The 19,047-nt window shown below is 58.1% G+C and carries 18 protein-coding genes and 1 other annotated feature (1 of these 19 only partly in view); of the genes, 15 read left to right on the top strand and 3 right to left on the bottom strand.

The features are described 5' to 3' along the window. Positions 1-148: a binding site (T-box leader), on the top strand; it begins 105 nt to the left of the window's first position. 23 nt (positions 149-171) lie between these two features. Then, positions 172-1,041 carry an EamA family transporter gene (locus B5F22_RS04590; RefSeq protein ID WP_087391376.1) on the top strand — a complete coding sequence of 290 codons (870 nt, stop codon included), beginning with the start codon at positions 172-174 and terminating at the stop codon, positions 1,039-1,041. Positions 1,042-1,057: 16 nt separating this feature from the next. After that, entirely contained in the window at positions 1,058-2,287 is a 1,230-nt protein-coding gene (tyrS, locus tag B5F22_RS04595) for a tyrosine--tRNA ligase (RefSeq protein WP_087391379.1), read from the top strand. A 45-nt stretch (positions 2,288-2,332) separates the two neighbouring features. On the opposite strand, the gene dapB is transcribed toward tyrS, so the two are convergent. Genes dapB through asd form a run of 3 tightly spaced genes read right to left on the bottom strand, consistent with a single transcriptional unit; the run spans position 2,333 to position 5,105 of the window. Continuing rightward, a complete protein-coding gene (gene dapB, locus B5F22_RS04600) occupies positions 2,333-3,085 on the bottom strand; it encodes a 4-hydroxy-tetrahydrodipicolinate reductase (RefSeq protein ID WP_087391383.1) in 753 nt (250 codons plus the stop codon). 10 nt (positions 3,086-3,095) lie between these two features. Next, on the bottom strand, positions 3,096-3,983 hold the full coding sequence (gene dapA / locus B5F22_RS04605) for a 4-hydroxy-tetrahydrodipicolinate synthase (RefSeq protein ID WP_087391386.1): 888 nt from the start codon (positions 3,981-3,983) through the stop codon (positions 3,096-3,098). Between the two features lie 33 nt (positions 3,984-4,016). Next, a complete protein-coding gene (gene asd / locus B5F22_RS04610; RefSeq protein WP_087391390.1) occupies positions 4,017-5,105 on the bottom strand; it encodes an aspartate-semialdehyde dehydrogenase in 1,089 nt (362 codons plus the stop codon). 314 nt (positions 5,106-5,419) lie between these two features. On the opposite strand from asd, the gene queA reads away from it, so the two are divergent. The 13 genes from queA to B5F22_RS04680 all read left to right on the top strand — a co-directional run bounded on the left by queA (position 5,420) and on the right by B5F22_RS04680 (position 18,990). Beyond that, positions 5,420-6,442: a tRNA preQ1(34) S-adenosylmethionine ribosyltransferase-isomerase QueA gene (queA, locus tag B5F22_RS04615; RefSeq protein WP_087391467.1), complete on the top strand. Its 1,023-nt coding sequence runs from the start codon at positions 5,420-5,422 to the stop codon at positions 6,440-6,442. Positions 6,443-6,465: 23 nt separating this feature from the next. Beyond that, a complete protein-coding gene (gene tgt / locus B5F22_RS04620; RefSeq protein ID WP_087391393.1) occupies positions 6,466-7,599 on the top strand; it encodes a tRNA guanosine(34) transglycosylase Tgt in 1,134 nt (377 codons plus the stop codon). 116 nt (positions 7,600-7,715) lie between these two features. Then, the gene (gene yajC, locus B5F22_RS04625; RefSeq protein ID WP_087369249.1) at positions 7,716-8,018 is read left to right on the top strand and encodes a preprotein translocase subunit YajC; all 303 of its coding nucleotides are present in this window, start codon (positions 7,716-7,718) and stop codon (positions 8,016-8,018) included. A gap of 103 nt (positions 8,019-8,121) precedes the next feature. Beyond that, entirely contained in the window at positions 8,122-8,514 is a 393-nt protein-coding gene (locus tag B5F22_RS04630; RefSeq protein ID WP_158096620.1) for a TIGR04086 family membrane protein, read from the top strand. A 167-nt stretch (positions 8,515-8,681) separates the two neighbouring features. Continuing rightward, positions 8,682-9,158 (top strand): transcription elongation factor GreA, encoded by a 477-nt coding sequence (greA, locus tag B5F22_RS04635; protein ID WP_087369190.1) that lies wholly within the window; start codon positions 8,682-8,684, stop codon positions 9,156-9,158. Positions 9,159-9,194: 36 nt separating this feature from the next. Then, positions 9,195-10,706 carry a lysine--tRNA ligase gene (gene lysS, locus B5F22_RS04640; protein WP_087391398.1) on the top strand — a complete coding sequence of 504 codons (1,512 nt, stop codon included), beginning with the start codon at positions 9,195-9,197 and terminating at the stop codon, positions 10,704-10,706. A gap of 467 nt (positions 10,707-11,173) precedes the next feature. Beyond that, positions 11,174-11,386 (top strand): helix-turn-helix transcriptional regulator, encoded by a 213-nt coding sequence (locus B5F22_RS04645; RefSeq protein WP_071442138.1) that lies wholly within the window; start codon positions 11,174-11,176, stop codon positions 11,384-11,386. Between the two features lie 39 nt (positions 11,387-11,425). Then, positions 11,426-12,838 carry a helix-turn-helix transcriptional regulator gene (locus B5F22_RS04650; RefSeq protein WP_087391401.1) on the top strand — a complete coding sequence of 471 codons (1,413 nt, stop codon included), beginning with the start codon at positions 11,426-11,428 and terminating at the stop codon, positions 12,836-12,838. Positions 12,839-13,253: 415 nt separating this feature from the next. Beyond that, positions 13,254-13,580 (top strand): hypothetical protein, encoded by a 327-nt coding sequence (locus B5F22_RS04655; RefSeq protein WP_087229370.1) that lies wholly within the window; start codon positions 13,254-13,256, stop codon positions 13,578-13,580. Positions 13,581-14,083: 503 nt separating this feature from the next. Continuing rightward, positions 14,084-15,052 (top strand): hypothetical protein, encoded by a 969-nt coding sequence (locus B5F22_RS04665; protein WP_087229373.1) that lies wholly within the window; start codon positions 14,084-14,086, stop codon positions 15,050-15,052. Between the two features lie 33 nt (positions 15,053-15,085). Continuing rightward, positions 15,086-16,222: a hypothetical protein gene (locus B5F22_RS04670; protein WP_087391408.1), complete on the top strand. Its 1,137-nt coding sequence runs from the start codon at positions 15,086-15,088 to the stop codon at positions 16,220-16,222. A gap of 52 nt (positions 16,223-16,274) precedes the next feature. Continuing rightward, positions 16,275-16,619 carry a hypothetical protein gene (locus B5F22_RS04675; protein ID WP_087391410.1) on the top strand — a complete coding sequence of 115 codons (345 nt, stop codon included), beginning with the start codon at positions 16,275-16,277 and terminating at the stop codon, positions 16,617-16,619. A gap of 337 nt (positions 16,620-16,956) precedes the next feature. Beyond that, entirely contained in the window at positions 16,957-18,990 is a 2,034-nt protein-coding gene (locus B5F22_RS04680) for an InlB B-repeat-containing protein (protein ID WP_087391413.1), read from the top strand. Positions 18,991-19,047 lie beyond the last annotated feature (57 nt).

Below are 19,047 nucleotides of genomic sequence, written 5' to 3' on the forward strand. Positions count from 1 at the left end.
CTTCTGAAACGGCCCCTTGGGGCTGCAAGTAGGAACGGACGGGTGCGCCCGATATTGCGCGTTGGAGTTTGAAGAAAAACTCCCTGAGGCCGACTTTCGTGAGGAAGCGGCAAACAGAGGTGGTACCGCGTTGTTTCACGCCCTCTGTCCTACGGGACAGGGGGTGTTTTTTTGTCAAAAGAAAAGGAAGAGCGCAGTGGTGTGGTGCTGGTATTTCTGGCGGCCATCCTGTACAGCTTGGGTGGGGTGTGTATCAAGGTGATCCCCTGGAGCGGCATGTCCATCAACAGCGGGCGCAATTTCATCGCCCTGGTGGTCATCGGCCTCTACCTGTGGCGGGTGGGACATCGGCCCCGGTTCAATCCCTGGATCGGGCTGGGTGCTGTGGCCATCTGCGGCACCAACACCCTGTTCACCCTGGCCAACAAGATGACCACGGCGGCCAACGCCATTGTGCTGCAATTCACCGCCCCCATCTTCGTGCTGCTGCTCACCGCCCTGGTGTGGCGGAAGATGCCCCGGAAGGGCGAGTTGGTGGCCTGCGGTGTGGTGGTGCTGGGGGTGCTGTGCTTTTTCGTGGACAGCCTCCAGGCAGGGGGCATGGGGGGCAACGTGGTGGCCCTGCTGTCCGGGTTCAGCTATGCGGGCGTGTTTCTCCTCCAGGATATGCCGGACTCCGACCCCATCTCCTCGGTGTTTTGGGGCAATGTGGGCAGCGCCCTCATCGGATTGCCCTGGCTGATGGGGGAGACAAGGGTTAGCTCGGTGACCCTGTTGAGTCTGGTGGTGCTGGGTGTGTTCCAGGTGGCCTTGGCCTACATCCTGCTTACCCTGGGCCTGGCCCGCACCTCGGCGGTGACGGCCAGCTTGGTGTCGGGAATCGAGCCCATCTTGAACCCCATTTTGGTGGCCCTCATTTACCACGAGACCATCGGTCCCGTGTCCCTGGTGGGTGCGGTGATCGTCATTGGCGGCGTGGTTGGGTATAATGTGTGGAAGACCAAAGCCGAGGCGGCCCAGGCCGTGGCGGCAAAATCATAACAAAGGAGTAGACCAAATGAAATTGTACGACGAACTGGTGGCCCGTGGCCTCATCGCCCAGGTCACCAACGAGGAAGAAATTCGAGAGATGATCGACAACGGCAAAGCCACCTTCTACATCGGCTTTGACCCCACCGCCGACTCCCTCCACGTGGGCCACTTCATGGCCCTGTGTCTCATGAAGCGGCTGCAGATGGCGGGCAACCGCCCCATCGCCCTCATTGGCGGCGGCACCGGCATGGTGGGCGACCCCTCCGGCCGCAGCGACATGCGCACCATGATGACCCCCGAGACCATCCAGCACAACTGCGACTGCTTCAAAAAGCAGATGGAGCGGTTCATTGAGTTCGGCGAGGGCAAGGCCATGATGGTCAACAACGCCGACTGGCTGATGGAGCTCAACTACGTGGAGCTGCTGCGGGAAGTGGGCGCCTGCTTCTCGGTGAACAACATGCTCCGGGCCGAGTGCTACAAGCAGCGCATGGAGAAGGGCCTGAGCTTCCTGGAGTTCAACTACATGATCATGCAGTCCTACGACTTCTACTACCTGTTCCAGCACTACAACTGCAACATGCAGTTTGGCGGCAACGACCAGTGGTCCAACATGCTGGGCGGCACCGAGCTCATCCGCCGCAAGCTGGGCCAGGACGCCCACGCCATGACCATCACCCTGCTGCTCAACAGCGAGGGCAAGAAGATGGGCAAGACTGCCGCGGGCGCCGTGTGGCTGGACCCCAACAAGACCAGCCCCTACGACTTCTACCAGTACTGGCGTAACGTGGAGGATGCCGACGTGCTCAAGTGCATCCGTATGCTCACCTTCCTGCCTCTGGAGCAGATCGATGAGATGGACCAATGGGAGGGCAGCCAGTTGAACAAGGCCAAGGAGATCCTGGCCTACGAGCTCACCGCTCTGGTCCACGGCAAGGAGGAGGCAGAGAAGGCTCAGGCCGCTGCCAAGGCCCTGTTTGCCGGCGGCGGAGACCGCTCCAGCATGCCCACCACCACCCTGTGCCAGGACGACTTCTGTGAGGGCAAGATCGGCCTTCTGGACCTGCTGGTCAAGTGTGGCCTGTGCCCCTCCAAGGGTGAGGCCCGCCGCCTGGTGCAGCAGGGCGGCGTGTCCGTCAACGATGCCAAGGTCACCGACGTCAACGCTCAGTTCTGCTGCCAGGACTGCGGCGCCGACGGTGCCATCATCAAGAAGGGCAAGAAAGTGTTCCACTGCGTGAAGATTGCCGAATAAGAAAAAAGTCCTCTTGGACAGCAGCTGCTGTCCAAGAGGACTTTTTTATACCAAATAGGACATGTCGTAGAGGCCGGGAGCCTGTACCCCGGTGAGGAACTTGGCGGCTCGCACCGCACCGCTGGCGAAGACCTCGCGGCTGGCGGCGTGGTGGCTGAGCTCAATGACCTCGTCCCGTCCGGCGAAGATCACCGTGTGGTCGCCCACGATTGTGCCTCCACGCACGGCAGAGATGCCGATCTCGTGGGGTCCCCGGGGCTGGCGCACACTGTGGCGGTCGTACACATACTCCGGCTCGTAGGGCAGGGCAGAGGCGGCGGCGTCGGCGATCATCAGGGCGGTGCCGCTGGGGGCGTCCACCTTCCGGTGGTGGTGCCGCTCCACGATCTCCACGTCATAGTCCAGCCCCAGCACCGAGGCGGCCTTTTTTACCAGGTCCAGCAGCACATTCACACCCAGAGACATGTTGGCCGAGCGAAACACGGGGATGTGGGTGGCAGCCTCTGAAATGGCCTCCAGCTGCTGCTGGTCATAGCCGGTGGTGGCCAGCACTACGGGCATGTTCCGGACCTGGCACATCTCCAGCAGAGGTGCCAGGGCGGAGGGGTGGGAGAAGTCAATGACGGCGTCCGCCTCCACGTCGCAGGCGGCGGGGGAGGAGAACACGGGGAAGTTGGGATTGGGCTGGCCCAGAATGTCGATGCCTGCCACCACCTCCACCTGGGGATCGGTGGCACAGATGTCGGCCACCACTCGGCCCATGTGGCCGTTGCAGCCGGAAATGATTATCTTTTGCATGGGGCGGCCCTCACAGAAGACCCATGCGGGCCATGGAACTGCGCAGCGTCTCCAGGTTCTTCTCGGACATCTCGCACAGGGGCAGGCGCAGCTGGCCGGCCTCCATGCCCACCAGGTTCAAAGCGGCCTTGATGGGAATGGGGTTGACCTCCAGGAACAGGGCGTCCATGAGGTCCATGTACTTGATTTGCAGCTTGGAGGCGGCCTCGAAGTCGTTGTCCAGGCACAGCTTGGTCATCTTCACCATCACCTCGGGGATGAGGTTGGAGGCCACCGAGATGACGCCCTTGGCCCCCAGGGCCATCATGGGCACCACCTGGTCGTCGTTGCCCGACCAGATGTAGAAGTCGTCCCCGCACAGGAAACGGGTGTGGGCCAGCAGGGAGAAGTTGCCGGAGGCCTCCTTCACGCCGTTGAACTGGGGGTTCTGGGACAGGTGACGGTAGGTCTCGGCGGTGAAGGACACGCCGGTACGGCTGGGCACATTGTAGAGGATGATGGGCAGGTCCACCCGGTCGGCGATGTATTCGTAGTGGCGGATGAGGCCGGTCTGGCTGGCCTTGTTGTAGTAGGGGGTGACGTGGAGCAGGGCGTCAGCTCCGGAGTCCTGGGCGTGCTGGGACAGATAGACCGCGGCGGAGGTGTCGTTGCTGCCCGCCCCGGCAATTACCTTGACCCGGTGATTGACCCGCTTGACGCAGAACTCCACGGCGGCGATGTGCTCCCGAATGGACATGGTGGCAGACTCGCCGGTGGTGCCGCAGACGCACACGGCATCCACCCCGGCTTCAATTTGCGCGTCGATGAGTTTGCCGAAGGCGTCGTAATTGATGGCGCCGTTTTGGTCAAAGGGGGTGACCAGCGCCGGACAGGAACCGGTGAACACGGGTGTGCGCATAGGGCAACTTCCTTTCTGTTTCAAATTCATGGATTAGCGGACGGGCTCAATGTACCCCTCCGCGCACAAAAGCTCGGCCAGCAGCACCGCGCCGCCGGCGGCGCCCCGCAGGGTGTTGTGGGAGAGGGAGACGAACTTGTAGTCGTACTGGGTGTCGGGGCGCAGACGGCCCACGGAGACGGCCATGCCGCCCTCCAGCTCCCGGTCCAGCTTGGCCTGGGGACGGTCGGGCTCCTCAAAGTAGTGGAGGAACTGCTGAGGGGCGGTGGGCAGCTTCAGCTCCTGGGCCCGGCCCTGATAGGTGCGCCAGGCCTCCTTCATCTGCTCCTCGGTGGGCTTATTTTTAAAAGTGACAAAGACAGCGGCGGTGTGGCCGTTGGACACGGGCACCCGCAGGCACTGGGCGGTGATGGCGGGGGCGTCTGCGTTGACGATGACCCCGTTTTCCACCCGGCCCCACACCTTCAGAGGCTCCTGCTCGCTCTTCTCCTCCTCGCCGCCGATGTAGGGGATCAGGTTATCCACCATCTCCGGCCAGGTCTCAAAGGTCTTACCGGCTCCAGAAATGGCCTGATAGGTGCACACCAGAATCTTCTCAATGCCATAGCCCAGCAGGGGAGTGAGGGCGGGGACATAGCTCTGGATGGAGCAGTTGGATTTCACGGCGATAAAGCCACGCTGGGTGCCCAGCCGCTGTTTCTGGGCGGGGATGACCTCCAGGTGCTGGGGGTTGACCTCGGGAATCACCATGGGCACGTCGGGAGTCCAGCGGTGGGCGGAGTTGTTGGACACCACCGGGCACTCATGGCGGGCATATTCCTCCTCCAGGGCCTGGATGGCGTCCTTGGACATGTCCACAGCGGAGAAGACAAAGTCCACCTGGCTGGCGATGGTCTCCACGTCGTCCTGGGCGCTGAGCAGCACCATGTCCTTTGCTACCTCAGGAATGGGCACGTCCATGGCCCAACGGCCCGCTACGGCCTCCTCATACCGCTTCCCGGCAGAGCGGGGGCTGGCGGCCAGAACGGTGAGGCGGAACCAGGGGTGGTTGGCCAACAGGGTGACGAAACGCTGGCCCACCATGCCGGTGGCGCCGATGATACCTACTTTGTATTCATGCACGGAAATGACCTCCTCCTGCCCACGGGAAAGAAGTGGTTGAAACGTGGGCGGATGTTGTATTATAATAGAATAGCGTATGCGTCGAGGTAGAGGAACAGACTCTGTCCCCAGAGTTCGACGAAATACTTACTAGACATCATAACATTATCGCATTAAAGTGTCAATTTATCATTTCCATATCCGGCGAAAAAAAGGAAAATTTTTTCGTGTCCCCCGGCCCGCCCCAAGGTGGAAGCGGGGAGGGGACAGAGCATTGTATGTGTGCGCTCAAGAAGGTATGCCGGGGAAATGATGGCGAGAACGGTGGGGAAATTGTGAAAACATCTGATTTTTATTTTGATTTGCCGGAAGAACTCATTGCCCAGACGCCCCTGGAGCGGCGGGACGCCTCCCGGCTGCTGACCTTGGACAAGGTGACGGGCCAAACCCAGCACATGCACTTCTACGACCTGCCCAAGCTGCTGCGGGCGGGGGACTGCCTGGTGCTCAACGACAGCCGGGTGCTGCCCGCCCGTCTGCTGGGCCACCGCAGCACCGGCGGGGCCTGTGAGGTGCTGCTGCTCATTGACCGGGGGGAGAAGGTCTGGGAGTGCCTGGTGCGCCCGGGTAAGAAGCTGCACACTGGGGCCAAAATCACCTTCGGCAACGGAGAACTCACCGCCGAGGTGGTGGGGGAAGTGGAGGGCGGAAACCGCCTGGTCCGCTTCGACTACGAGGGCATCTTTTTGGAGACCCTGGAGAAGCTGGGCAAAATGCCCCTGCCTCCCTACATCAAGGAGGAATTGGAGGACTCTGAGCGATACCAGACGGTGTACTCCAAGGTGGTGGGCTCTGCCGCAGCACCCACCGCTGGGCTGCACTTTACCCCGGAGCTGTTGCAGCAGGTCCAGGACATGGGGGTGAAGGTGTGTTATGTCACCCTCCACGTGGGCCTGGGCACCTTCCGCCCGGTGAAGGCGGAGGAGGTCACCGACCACGAGATGCACTCGGAGTACTGCGTCATCTCCCAGGAGACGGCGGACGTCATCAACGCCACCCGCGCCGCCGGGGGCCGGGTCATCTGTGTGGGCACCACCTCTTGCCGCACCATTGAGAGCTGGGCCAACGAGGACGGCTCCATGGAGGCCAAGGCGGGGTGGACCAACATCTTCATCTACCCCGGCTACCGCTTCAAGGTGCTGGACGGCCTGATCACCAACTTCCACCTGCCCGAGTCCACCCTCATCATGCTGGTGTCCGCCCTGGCGGGCCGGGAGCATGTGTTGGCGGCTTACAAGGAGGCGGTGGAGAACCGATACCGATTCTTCAGCTTTGGAGATGCCATGTTCATCTCTTGACATGCAGCGAAAAGGAGATACACATGTTTGAATTGTTAAAAACCGAGGGAAAGGCCCGCCGGGGCCAGTTCACCACTCCCCACGGCACCGTCCAGACCCCGGTGTTCATGAATGTGGGCACCCAGGGGGCCATCAAGGGTGGCCTGTCCGCCTTTGACCTCAAGGATATCGGCTGCCAGGTGGAGCTGTCCAACACCTACCACCTCCACCTGCGGCCCGGCGACGACGTGGTGCGCCAGATGGGCGGCCTGCACAAGTTCATGCGCTGGGACGGGCCCATGCTCACCGACTCCGGTGGCTTCCAGGTCTTCTCCCTGTCCGGGCTGCGCAAGATCACCGAAGAAGGGGTGACCTTTGCCTCCCACCTGGACGGGCGCAAGATCTTCATGGGCCCCGAGGAGTCCATGCGCATCCAGTCCAACCTGGGCAGCGACATTGCCATGGCCTTTGACGAGTGCGTGGAGAACCCCGCCACCTATGAGTATGCCAAGGCCTCCTGTGAGCGCACCCTGCGGTGGCTGAAGCGGTGCAAGGACGAGCACGACAAGCTCAACGCCCAGCCCGACTGCGTCAACCCCGGCCAGATGCTCTTTGGCATCAACCAGGGAGCCACCTTCCCGGATTTGCGCATCTGGCACATGCAGGAGACGGCCAAGGTGGAGTGCGACGGCTACGCCATCGGCGGCCTGGCGGTGGGTGAGCCCACCCAAGTGATGTACGACATCATCGACGCCGTGGAGCCCTATATGCCCCAGGACAAGCCCCGCTACCTCATGGGGGTGGGCACCCCCTCTAACATCATCGAGGCGGTGGCCCGGGGCGTGGATTTCTTCGACTGCGTCATGCCCGCCCGCAATGCCCGCCACGGCAAGCTGTTTACCTGGAGCGGGTGGATGAACATGAAAAATGAGCGGTATAAGACCGACGAGTTACCCATCGACCCCGAGTGTGACTGCCCTGTGTGCCGCAACTTCTCTCGGGCCTATGTGCGCCACCTGTTTACTGCCGGGGAGATGCTGGGGCTGCGCCTGGCTGTCATGCACAACCTGTACTTCTACAATAAGCTCATGGAGCGCATCCGTCAGGCCCTGGACGAGGGCACCTTCCAGCAGTTCCGGGCGGAATACTCGGAGAAACTGGCTCAGCGGATGCCCTGACGTCTGGAGCGGAAAATAGGGCTTGTGTTTCAGGGATAATCCGGGTATAATGACACGTGATGTATCTTTTTACAATCCACACATAGAAGGAGAATCGTTGTATGCCTGCCGAAGCAATGTCTAGCGTTCTTATGATCCTCATCATGATCGCCGTGTTCTACTTCCTGCTCATCCGTCCCGAGAGCAAGAAGAAGAAGGAAGCGGCCGCCATGCGCGCCAGCCTGAAGGTGGGGGACCAGATCACCACCATCGGCGGTATCGTGGGTACCATCTGTGCCATCAAGGAGGAGACCATCGTCATGGAGACCGGCGCCGACCGTGTGCGCATCGAGTTTACCAAGTGGGCCATCTCCAGCAAGGGCACCCAGGCTGAGCAGGATGTCACCGCTCAGGAGAAGAAGGACAAGAAGGATAAGTAAGGTCCGCATGAGAAGCACCCCCTTTGCATATGGTGAAATAACCATGTGGAAAGGGGTGCTTTTTTTGCGCAAAGACGATGTGAAACCGGGAGGCCCGACCCAGATGGTTTTGGGCGTAGCTTTGGGGAGCGTGGTGGCCATTGTGGTGGAGCTGCTGGTGCTATTGGCCGGGGCAGCGGCCATTTCCTCCGGGCTGCTGCGGGAGAATGCCCAGTTGCAGTTGGTGGCTATGGCCTGTGTGCTGGGCGGCCTGGTGGGCGGCCTGGTGTGCGCCTGCCGCTGGCCAGCCCGGAAGCTGCTGGGCGGCTTGGCTGCGGGCCTGACCTGTGGGGTGCTGCTGTGGATTATCAGTGCGGCCCGGGGCGGGGGACAGGTGCTGGAGGTGCGTGGGCTGGTGGTGCTTACCTCCTGCCTGTGCGGCGGAGCCCTGGCCGGGCTGCTGTGCCTGCGGTTCGGGCGAAAGAAGCCCGCCAGCGTCCGGCGCAGCCGCGTGTGAGGGCGTGGAGAATTTGGCAGAGGGAGCCATTTCCCTCTGCCAAAACCCTTGACATTTGGGGAGAAACTCTCTATAATTCGTAGGAACAACTATAATAATATAATGGACTTTTTGTGGGCTGCCATCTGTTGCGGCTTCTATTTTTTATCGTTGAAAGGATGAACATCATGGCCAAGGAATACAAGCTCAGCGCAGAGCGTTTGGAAGAGTTGAAGCAGGAACTGAACTACCTCAAGACCGTTCGTGAGAAGGAAGTGGCCGACCAGATCAAGGAGGCCCGCTCCTTCGGCGACCTGTCCGAGAACAGCGAGTACGACGAGGCAAAGAACGAGCAGGGTAAGCTCTACTCCCGCATTGCCGAGATCGAGAACATTCTGGCCAACTGCTCCGTCATCGAGGAGGAGGCCGACAGCGACCCCGACACCGTGCGTCTGGGCAGCAAGATCACCGTTATGGACACCATGCTGGACGAGGAGGAGACCTACCAGGTGGTGGGCTCTCAGGAGGCTGACCCCATGAATGGCCGCATCTCCGAGGAGTCTCCCTTCGGCAAGGCCCTGCTGGGCAAGCGCATCGGGGACACCGTGATTGTGGACGCCCCCGCCGGAAACATTGAATACAAGGTCGTCAGCATCCAGCGCTAAGCGGAAGACGGACAGATAGAAGGAGAGAAGACAAGTATGTCGGAACACAACAACCAGAACCAGCAGAACGCCCAGGCCGAGCCCTCTCTGTCTGAGCTGCTGCAAATTCGCCGGGACAAGCTCTCTGCCCTCCAGGCAGCGGGCAAGGACCCCTTCCAGGTGACCAAGTACGATGTCACCCACCACAGCAACGAAGTGAAGGACAACTTCGAGGCCATGGAGGGCCAGGTGGTGCGCCTGGCCGGACGTCTCATGAGCAAGCGCGGCATGGGCAAGGCCATTTTCGCCGACCTCCAGGACGGCGGCGGCCGTATCCAGCTCTATGTGCGTGTGGACGACGTGGGCGAGGAGGCCCTGGCTGCCTTCAAGAAGTATGACATCGGCGACATTGTGGGTGTGGAGGGCGATGTGTTCCGCACCAAGCGGGGCGAGATCTCCATCAAGGCCCACACCATCACCCTGCTGTCCAAGTCCCTGCTGCCTCTGCCGGAGAAGTTCCACGGCCTCACCGACGTGGAGACCCGTTGCCGTCAGCGGTATGTGGACCTGATTATCAACCCCGAGGTGCGCCGCACCTTTGAGATTCGTTCCGCCTTCGTCCGCCACGTCCGGGACTTTCTGGACAACCGGGGCTATATGGAAGTGGAGACTCCGGTGCTCAACACCATCTCCGGCGGTGCCACCGCCCGCCCCTTCATCACCCACCACAATACCCTGGACATTGATATGTACATGCGTATTGCCACTGAGCTGCACCTCAAGCGCCTGGTGGTGGGCGGTCTGGAGCGTGTGTACGAGATTGGCCGTATCTTCCGCAACGAGGGTATGGACACCAAGCACAACCCTGAGTTCACCACCGTGGAGCTGTACCAGGCCTATGCCGACTTCCACGACATGATGGACCTGTTCGAGGACCTGCTCAGCTCTGCCGCGCAGAAGATTCTGGGCACCTATCAGATTCAGTGGCAGGGCAACGACATTGACCTGACCCCCGGCTGGCCCCGTCTGACCATGGCCGAGGCCGTCAAGCAGTACACTGGCCTGGACTTCATGGTCATCACCGACGACGCTGAGGCTGTGGCTCTGGCCGCCTCCATCGGTGTGGAGCTGCCCGAGGCCGCTCCCGCCACCTGGGGCAACGCCCTGTACGAGGTGTTCGACCAGAAGGTGGAGGAGAAGCTCATTCAGCCCACTTTCATCACCATGCACCCCGTGGATGTGTCCCCCCTGGCCAAGCGCTCTCCCGCCGATCCCCGGCTCACCGAGCGCTTCGAGCTGTTCATCTGCCGCAGTGAGATGGGCAACGCCTTCTCCGAGCTCAACGACCCCATCGACCAGAAGCAGCGCTTCCAGCGTCAGGTGGAGCTGCGTGAAAACGGCGACGAGGAAGCCGGCATGATGGACGAGGACTATATCACTGCTCTGGAGTACGGTCTGCCTCCCACGGGCGGCCTGGGCATCGGTATCGACCGCTGTGTCATGATGCTCACCAACAACGACTCCATCCGTGAGGTACTGCTCTTCCCGACAATGAAGCCTCTGGACTAAAAAATCCAGTAAAATCAAGGGTTTTCGGCATCTCAAATCCGAGTTGACAACAAATTGACAACAATTTTTCATATAATTTTGAAGAATTGTGAAGCAGAATGAATTGTTGTAAGGATAAAACACAATACAGTACTTGCTGTATAGAGAACACTTTTTGAAAGTAATTTCAGAAGGTGTTCTCTTTTTTTGTTAGGTCTGCTTGTGTCATGACAAAGGTGTCGAGGTAATAAACATTGCAGAGTAAACAGAAAATAATCGTACTCCTTTCCCCTGTATTTTAGCTTCTTCACCTCGTTGGAAATAAAAAGCGGTAAATGTCTATGGCTGTAAAAGGAGCCTGTAAAAGGAGCGGCTGCTTTCTTTTGGCTTAACATTCGTAAAAATATGTGACATCTCATAAAATCCATTGGCTTTTCACGATTTTTGTGCTATACTGTCTTCCATAAACAAGGCGGGAGATGAAGCGTATGGCTGTCCAGTACAACCGGCTGTGGAAATTGCTGATTGATAAAAAGATGAAAAAATCCGCCCTGACAGAGTTGGCAGATGTGTCCTCCTCTACGATAGCAAAGCTGAACCGGGACGAATATGTGAGCCTGGAGGTTTTGGAGCGGATCTGCCGGGCGCTCCGCTGTGACATCGGGGATGTAGTGGAGCTGACGGAAGAATCGGAGAAATAACGGGACGCCTGCAGCGGCTTCTGTGGAAAGGGTGGTACGATGAAAGGGGAACTGAGAAAGCCGGCGTCTGTCAACGCCATTCTGCTGATCGGTATTTTTACTTTTGTCTTTTTAGGGGCGGAATATCTGTTTGTCAATATGATTTCTCTGTCGGTGACGGAAGGGAGAACTGTCATTGCCCAGAACTATGCGCTGGGCGCCAGCGCCGTCGGCTTTTTCTTGTATCCGGCCATGGAACGCTGGGGCGGGAGGCGCTATAAAAGCGCGCTGACCTTTATCCTGGCGCTGGGTGCGATTATCTGTACCTTCATTGTCCAGCAGCATATCTCCTATGCGGCGACCATGACGGCAGGGATGGTGCTCTTCCTGCTGCTGGGCGTTTTCGGCAGCGCCGTCCACTATCTGGCTTCCGTCACCATAGACGGCGACAATGCATTGGCACGGCTGGCGGGGATCGCCTACGCTCTGGGAATTCTGCTCCAGTATGCAAACAACAACCTTGTCAACCTGGAGGTTGCGGAGGCGGCGTTTCTTTCGGTATTTCTGGCGGCTTTGAGCCTGCTGGTCATCCGAACGAGACAGGCCGGCCAAAGCCGCATCGAAATGACGGAGACTGCGGCTTTGGCCTCAAAATCAGAAACAGACATTTCCCTCACCCGGAAAAAACGGACGGCGGGCATTATGCTGGCGCTGCTGGTAGTGCTGATGGCCTGCGTGTTCAGCACACTGGACAATGCCGTGACTCTCCGTCATGCGAGCGGGACGGATATCGGGCAGTGGCCCCGCCTGCTGCTGGCGCTCAGCGGCCTCGCCGCAGGCTTTGTCTTCGATATCCGAAAGCGGAAGTATATGGGGCTTATCATGTACTGCGTGATGATGATGTCGGTTCTGTCCATTGTGGTACTGAACCTGGGCGCTCCGTTCCTGATTGGACTGGTGGTCTTTTACCTGTCCTCGGGCTTTTTCGTTGTCTTTTTCACAGCGGGCTTTATGGAGCTTTCCCGGCATATGCGCCTGCCGTCGCTGTGGGCGGGCATGGGCCGCGCCATGAATAACGTGAGCGCCGCCCTGATCGCCAGCGGATCGGTGGCGCTGCTGTCCACCGGCAACAGCCTGGCCGCCATTGTCATCGCCCTGGTGCTGTTCGTGGCGGTCAGCGTTGCTATGGCCGTGTATACCGCCCGCATGAACGCCGTCATGGAGCCCAAGGAGCCGCCTGCTTCCCAAAAGTCGGACGAAGAGCGCAGGGAGGCGTTCATCGCAAAATACGGGCTGACCGAACGGGAATGGGATGTATTTTCCCAGATGATTTCTTCGGACAGCAGCGCCCAGGAGATCGCCGACTGCCTGTTCCTGTCCAAGCGGACGGTGGAACGGCATATCTCCGCCCTGTACGAAAAGACAGGCGCAAAATCCCGCATCACTATGTACCTGCTTTACCGCAACGATTAACATACTGGCTGACACCCTGCTTTCTCTCCGGAGAGGCAGGGTGTTTTTGTGTGCGGTAACGAATTGTCCTGATGAAAAATATCGTTTTCCCCATCTGAAAAATGAAATTTACGCCATTCGGCATCCGCGAAAGGAAAAATCAGGAACGAAAAGTACACCTCAACCCCTATTTGGAACGATTAGAAGTTGTGCATATATAAAGCCTCAAAATAGTTGCTTTGATTTATATAATATGCACAAGTGGCGGTTGACCGCCATCGGTTTTTTGAAAAATGGCGGTTCACCGCCACCTGTTTTGATACGATTGGCGGGATTTACGCATAGACAATCCGGCCTCTTTTCACCTAAAATGAGGGCGTAAGAATCCACTTCCCGGCGTCTGCCGCGGTTCCCCAAAAATTCAGGAGGAGAAGAAATGATGGAATACGTTCAAAGAGAACTTCCCTATGTGCGCTCCTTTGTCCTGCGCTCGGTGTACGGCGTGCTGCGGCAGGAAGGGATTACTTTTGGGGAGGAAGAGCCGGGAAGGGTTATTGCCGAATGGAGAGAGGACGGAACAGACGTCTCCCTTTCCATAACGGCGGAGGAAAAAGCGTTTGGAACCGAACTGACGGTTTCGCTGCGCCGCCCCTGCGACGGGATACCGGAGCAGAGAGCGTACCGGCTTCTGCAGGAGATGCTGGACCAGATCGTCCGGCATTTGGAAAATACCCTGATGACGAAAGGGGAGGAAGACGCTTAAAAAACGCCGCTTCAGGGGACAGGAGGTGTGAGAAATGACGGGGATAAAATGGAAGAGAATGCTCGCCGCCTTGTGCTGCGCTTTCATCGCCATATCCGGCGGGTGTGCAAATCCCAGCACTTCTTCGGGCAGTTCTGTTTCCCAGGAATCCGGCATACCGGCGTCGCAGGAAAAGTGTGCGCCGGATCCTTGCCATGAAGGTGAACCGCGGGGTTTTGAAACTGGAGGGCTGAGAAAGCCCTGCTGTCCGCACACCAGCTTCAGGAGGAAAGAGAATGAACGAACAAACCGATTTGATTCAATATACCAAAAAGCGAAGCCTCTGCAGGCGGCTGCTGCCGCTTCTGCTGGCGATGGGGTTGCTGCTTGTCGGCTGCTCCGGCGGGACGGAGCCTTCGGAGCCGTCTTCCGATACAGGCAGCTCCACAGCGTCCGCCAGCAGCACGCCTGCCGCTTCGGCGCCGGAGCCGGAACCTGAGCCGGAAACGCTGGAGCAGGAGCTTTTGAAAAAGCGGGGCGTCGCCTTTGACCAGTCGGATTACAAAACCTTTACCGGCGCAGAAGGCGTGCTGAGCCTGCAAACCGTCTTTTCGGATCTCAACCCCAAAAAGGCCGGCGGCAATCTGTCCAGCGTCTTCCTGTCCGGCGGAAAAATCTATCAGTACCGCTGCGACGCGACCCTGCCGGGGGGACAGAACTGCCGGGAGGTGGGAACCCTGCCCCTTGCGGAACAGCCCGTCTACCTCCAGGCCAACGATTTCAACGGCGCCGACCTGGAGGTGGTCTACCGGGGCGGCAAACGGTATTCGGTCAAGTCTGCCAGCAACAACGGCCCGTACACTGCGACGGAGAGCAAGTATCTCCATCCTGTCCTGACGCACGCCTGGCGCTACAACGCAGACGGAAAAACGCTGACCGAGGACGTCGGGCTGCGGGACAGAGCCCAGCGGATTGTGCACGTCGGAGGCAGCTATCTGCTGATCGCAGACGGGAAGCTGGAGGCGGCGGCAGAACGACAGCTCCCCTCCGAGAACTTTGAAGGGATTTATTTTGACGACGATGAGGACGGCTATATTGTTTACGAGGTGGCGGACGAGGCCGTGGGGGACGGAGAAAAAGCGGTTGCCATCTTAAATGGGAACATCCTGGCGACCGATCAGGCGTTTTACCAGATCATGTACGACGATATCTCCGAGAATGATCTGAGCTATGAGGAAAAGACCACCAACGCCGACGGCACCCCCGCCGCCTATCTCCCAAAATTCGGCGGCGGCAACCGCTACCGGCTTGTAAAGCTGGAGCTGCTGAGCCGGTATTACAGCGACGTGCTCACCATCGCCCATGATTATATCATCACGGCGGACTACAAGCTTCTCCCCGCCACGGAGGCGATAGGCGAGGACTATGAATCGGGCTACATCGCATACCCGCCGGATGTGATGGAGAAGCTCCTCGCTCTGGATGGCTATTGAAATTAATAAAAATCGATCAGGAGGCATTCTGCTATGAAAAAGAAAAGCGTATTATCCCTGCTGCTGGCGGCGGCGCTGGCGCTCTCCCTCGCCGGTTGCGCCGGGCAGGGGCAGCCGGGCGGAAAGGAGCCTGTCGTCAACAGCGACGGGACCATCACGAAAGAAGAAAACGACGTAAAAATCACTGAGACAGCGGCCAGGTCCATCGAAACCGAGCTGTATGAAACGGCGGATTTCAGCCTGCAGATCCCCAAGGGCTGGACAGTCACCAGCGGCGGTACGGCCATGTACCATTCCATCCGGGTGCAGGATCCCAGCCAGCCCCTCAACCAGATGTTTGTCCTGCTGAAGGCGGAGGGCCTGCTGCACAGCCAGGAGGGAAAGGACGCCTATGCGTATAACGTCACCATGGGGAACACATGGGCGCAGATGCTTTCCCAGGCGCCGGTGCTGACAACCCCCTCCACCGAAAACTTTTTCAAGCTGTTTTCGGAATACGCGGTGTTTGCAGAGCAGTGGGAGCCGAGCTATGCCGGCTATACCTTCCCCCGGTTTGACGGCTTTGCCGTGACCGACCGCTTTGCCTCGGCCAGCCTCCTGTCCTCGTATGCTCTGGGAGAAGAGACGCTGCGGGCGTCCTTTACCGAAAACGGCAAGGAAGGCGAGGGGATGTTCGCCGCGTCGGTGGTGGACTTCGGAAGCGTTGATATTGCCGCAGGACTGCCGGTAGGATATATCATCCCCTGGGCGGACGGCGGCTACTACATGGCATACAACGTCATGGCGGTCACCGCCGCGAAGGATACCTTCATCGAATGGGAGAGCGTCCTCACCAAATGCCTTGGAACGCTCGCCTATTCTGAGAGTTTCGTAAAAGCCACTGAGCAGGCCGGTGAAGAAAAGGTGGCGATGTCAAAGGAAATCAGCCGCATCACCAACGAGAGGCTGGAAATCATCATGGCGGCCTGGGAGGGCCGGAACGTCGAGCAGGACATCACCAGCCAGATGCAGAGCGACGAAACCGGCGGCTACGAGCGCGTGTACGACACGCAGACCGGCGAAATCTACCGGGCGGAGGCCGGATGGTATGAAAGCACCGGCAGTGACCGCTACAAGCCGGTGACTGAAAACAAAATGTATGCAGAGCCCATCAGCGGTTACATCGAATAGGGAAGCGGCGGAAAACCGCAAACAAGGAATACATGACAAGGAGGGAAACGGAATGTGTCAGGTGAAAAGGCTCCTTCCCTATGTCCGGCGGTATGTGCAGATGGCTGTTTACGACGTGCTGGACGCGGAGGGGGCGGAATACTGGAAGAATGAAAGCGGCGCGGTGGTCGCCCGGCTTTCGGTTTACGGGAACGTCAGCACCTTCAGCCTTTCGACAGAGATACAGGATGTGGGGACCGGACTGACGGTTTCCATGCGTGAACCCTGTCCCGGCCTGTCGGCCCAGGGAGAGGAACGGGCGGTGACCGCCGTAGCCGATAAGGTTGCCCAGTACCTTGAGAACGAGCTGATGATCAACCGCCGCTGTTTCGTGCCGGACCGGCATTATGCCGTATAGGGAACAGCGGCCGGCCCCAAGCGTGAAATTCTGTCCGAAATGCAGGGCGCCGCTCTCCCGCAGAGCGCTCCAGTGCGATAAAGGGCAAAACGCCGTCTATATCGTTCTGCTGGTCTCCTGCGGCGTACTGGGAATACTGGACTGCAGGCGGAAAAAGGTGGTGGTCGAGGAATAAGGCTGAGAGATAAAACAAAACCGGCAAAAGCGCCTGCAGGCGGGGCTTCATGCAAAACCTGTCCCAGGCAGCCGGCAGGAAAAATTTTTAGAAGGGGCGCCCCTTCTATCCTTTGCTTACACCAAAGGATAAACAATCTTATTTGACAAGGAGGAAACAATCATGAAGCGAAAATTACTTGCAGGTTTGCTGACGCTTTGCATGGCGGCGGGAATGGCCGTACCGGCAGCCGCAGCCACTACGCCTGCTGAACAGGAGCCGGGCGCTGACGGCCCGCAATACACACACGTAGACCACGTTTTGAATGAGGATACGCATAGAAACAACATGGATATACTGGTTATGCCCGGCGAGAGTTTCACCGCACAGCCCAACGTGGACATTCACAAGGGCAATTGCGGGTGTATCACGGCGGACTATCAGTATTGGAAGTATATAACTACGGTTAAATTCATGAATGCAGACCTGTATTTGGGATATGTTAATATTCCTAATTCTAATTACAGTGCTCATGAACCGAGGTATGTAAGTGATGGCTATTTAACAACCAGCACGCCGGATTTGTCAAAGCTGGAACCCATAACAAAATATTATGACAATGCGATAAAGATTGCCATTGAAAACAAGTTATTAGAGATCGACCCATCAGCCTATGGGGAAGAAGAATATAGTAATTTACAGTCCGCTTTGGAAGCGGCATGCGAACTTCCGGGGCATACTTTCAATGCAGGATATGTTAACAATACTGGTTTACCCATGCGTTTAGACGCTTGTTATGCCGGCGGTAAGGGAGCCGAAGGCGAGGAAGTGGGCACAGAAGGCTGCGGACACGTCGGTCATGGGCCTGTACAATCGATGTATGGCGGAGGTTTCTCTCAGTTCTATGTTACCTTTTATGAGCCTTATTACAATATAAACTATGAAGGCGTGGAAAACTATTTTACCGAGGAAGAATTGGCGGATTTGCCTGACCGCTATTATATCCAGCGGGAAGAGCAGCAGATTGTTCTGCCAAATCCTGTTCGGCCCGGCTATCATTTTAAAAGCTGGAGAGAATCAGGGTATGATACAATTATTGGTTCGGGTGAAACAAAAACGGTAAAAGACGGTAAAACCTTTATAACCTTTGATTTTGAAAACGGTTTAAGATATGGGGCAGGGGACAAAAACTTGGCGCCAATCTTTACAAGAGGCTGTACGGTTACTTTCAATCCCAACGGCGGAGCATTGAAGGACGGGGAAAAAGCTATCCGTGAAATTGACCTCAAGAGCGTGGAAAACGGACAGTTTTTCGACATCGGAGGGGTTATCCCCGTGCGTGAGGGTTATACCTTTGCGGGCTGGTCTTTCTCGCCGTCTGGCGAACGTAACAGCATAATTGCAAACACCGCAAATTCTGACTGGTTTGCCGATTGGGAAAGCTATTACCGCAGCTTACAATACGGTGAAAACCCCGCTTCCACCAGTATCTATGACATACAGCTTTATGCTGTGTGGGAGAAAAATGTTACCGAGCTGACCGACTCCGACACCAACGTTTCCATCTCCCTGACCGACGGTGTGCCGGAGGACGCGACCCTTTCCGCTGATACTATCGCGCAGGAAAGCGTACTGGGAAGCCGTCCGGAACTGAAAGAGGAGCTGCCGGGCCTGCTGTCCATTTACGACATCAGCGTCCGCCAGAATGGGGAAACCCTTGAAATCAAGGACAATCCCATGACGGTGAAAATCCCGCTGAACGACCACCTGAAAGGCTACAAATACTATCAGGCGGTGTATCTGGGCGACCCATTGGAACGCTTTGACGCGGTGGTGGAAGGAGACTTCCTCGTGTTTGAAACCGACCATTTGAGCCAGTACGCAATCCTTGGTTCTAACCCCACCGACCCAACTGACCCCACTACTCCAACAGATCCGACCGACCCCACCGACCCAACTGACCCCACTACTCCAACAGATCCCACCGATCCGGCTGGGCCGACTGACCCGACCACCCCGACAGACCCCGCTGACCCGGCTGACCCAACCGACCCAGCCAAACCCGAACAGCAGGGCAAGCCTTCTGGGCAAACAGAAAACCCCCAGACCGGGGACAGCAGCGATATGGCGCTGTGGATCAGCCTGATGCTGGCCTCCTGCGGCGGATTGCTGGGGATGCTGTTCTACAAACGGGAAAAAACAGCGGCCGGGAAATAAGGCTTAAAGATAAAACAAAACCGGCAAAGCGCCTGCGGGCGGGCTTCGTGCAAAACC

Origin of the sequence: Pseudoflavonifractor sp. An187 (assembly GCF_002160275.1) — a bacterium.
In the GTDB taxonomy this organism is placed as follows: Bacteria; Bacillota; Clostridia; order Oscillospirales; family Oscillospiraceae; genus Enterenecus; species Enterenecus faecium.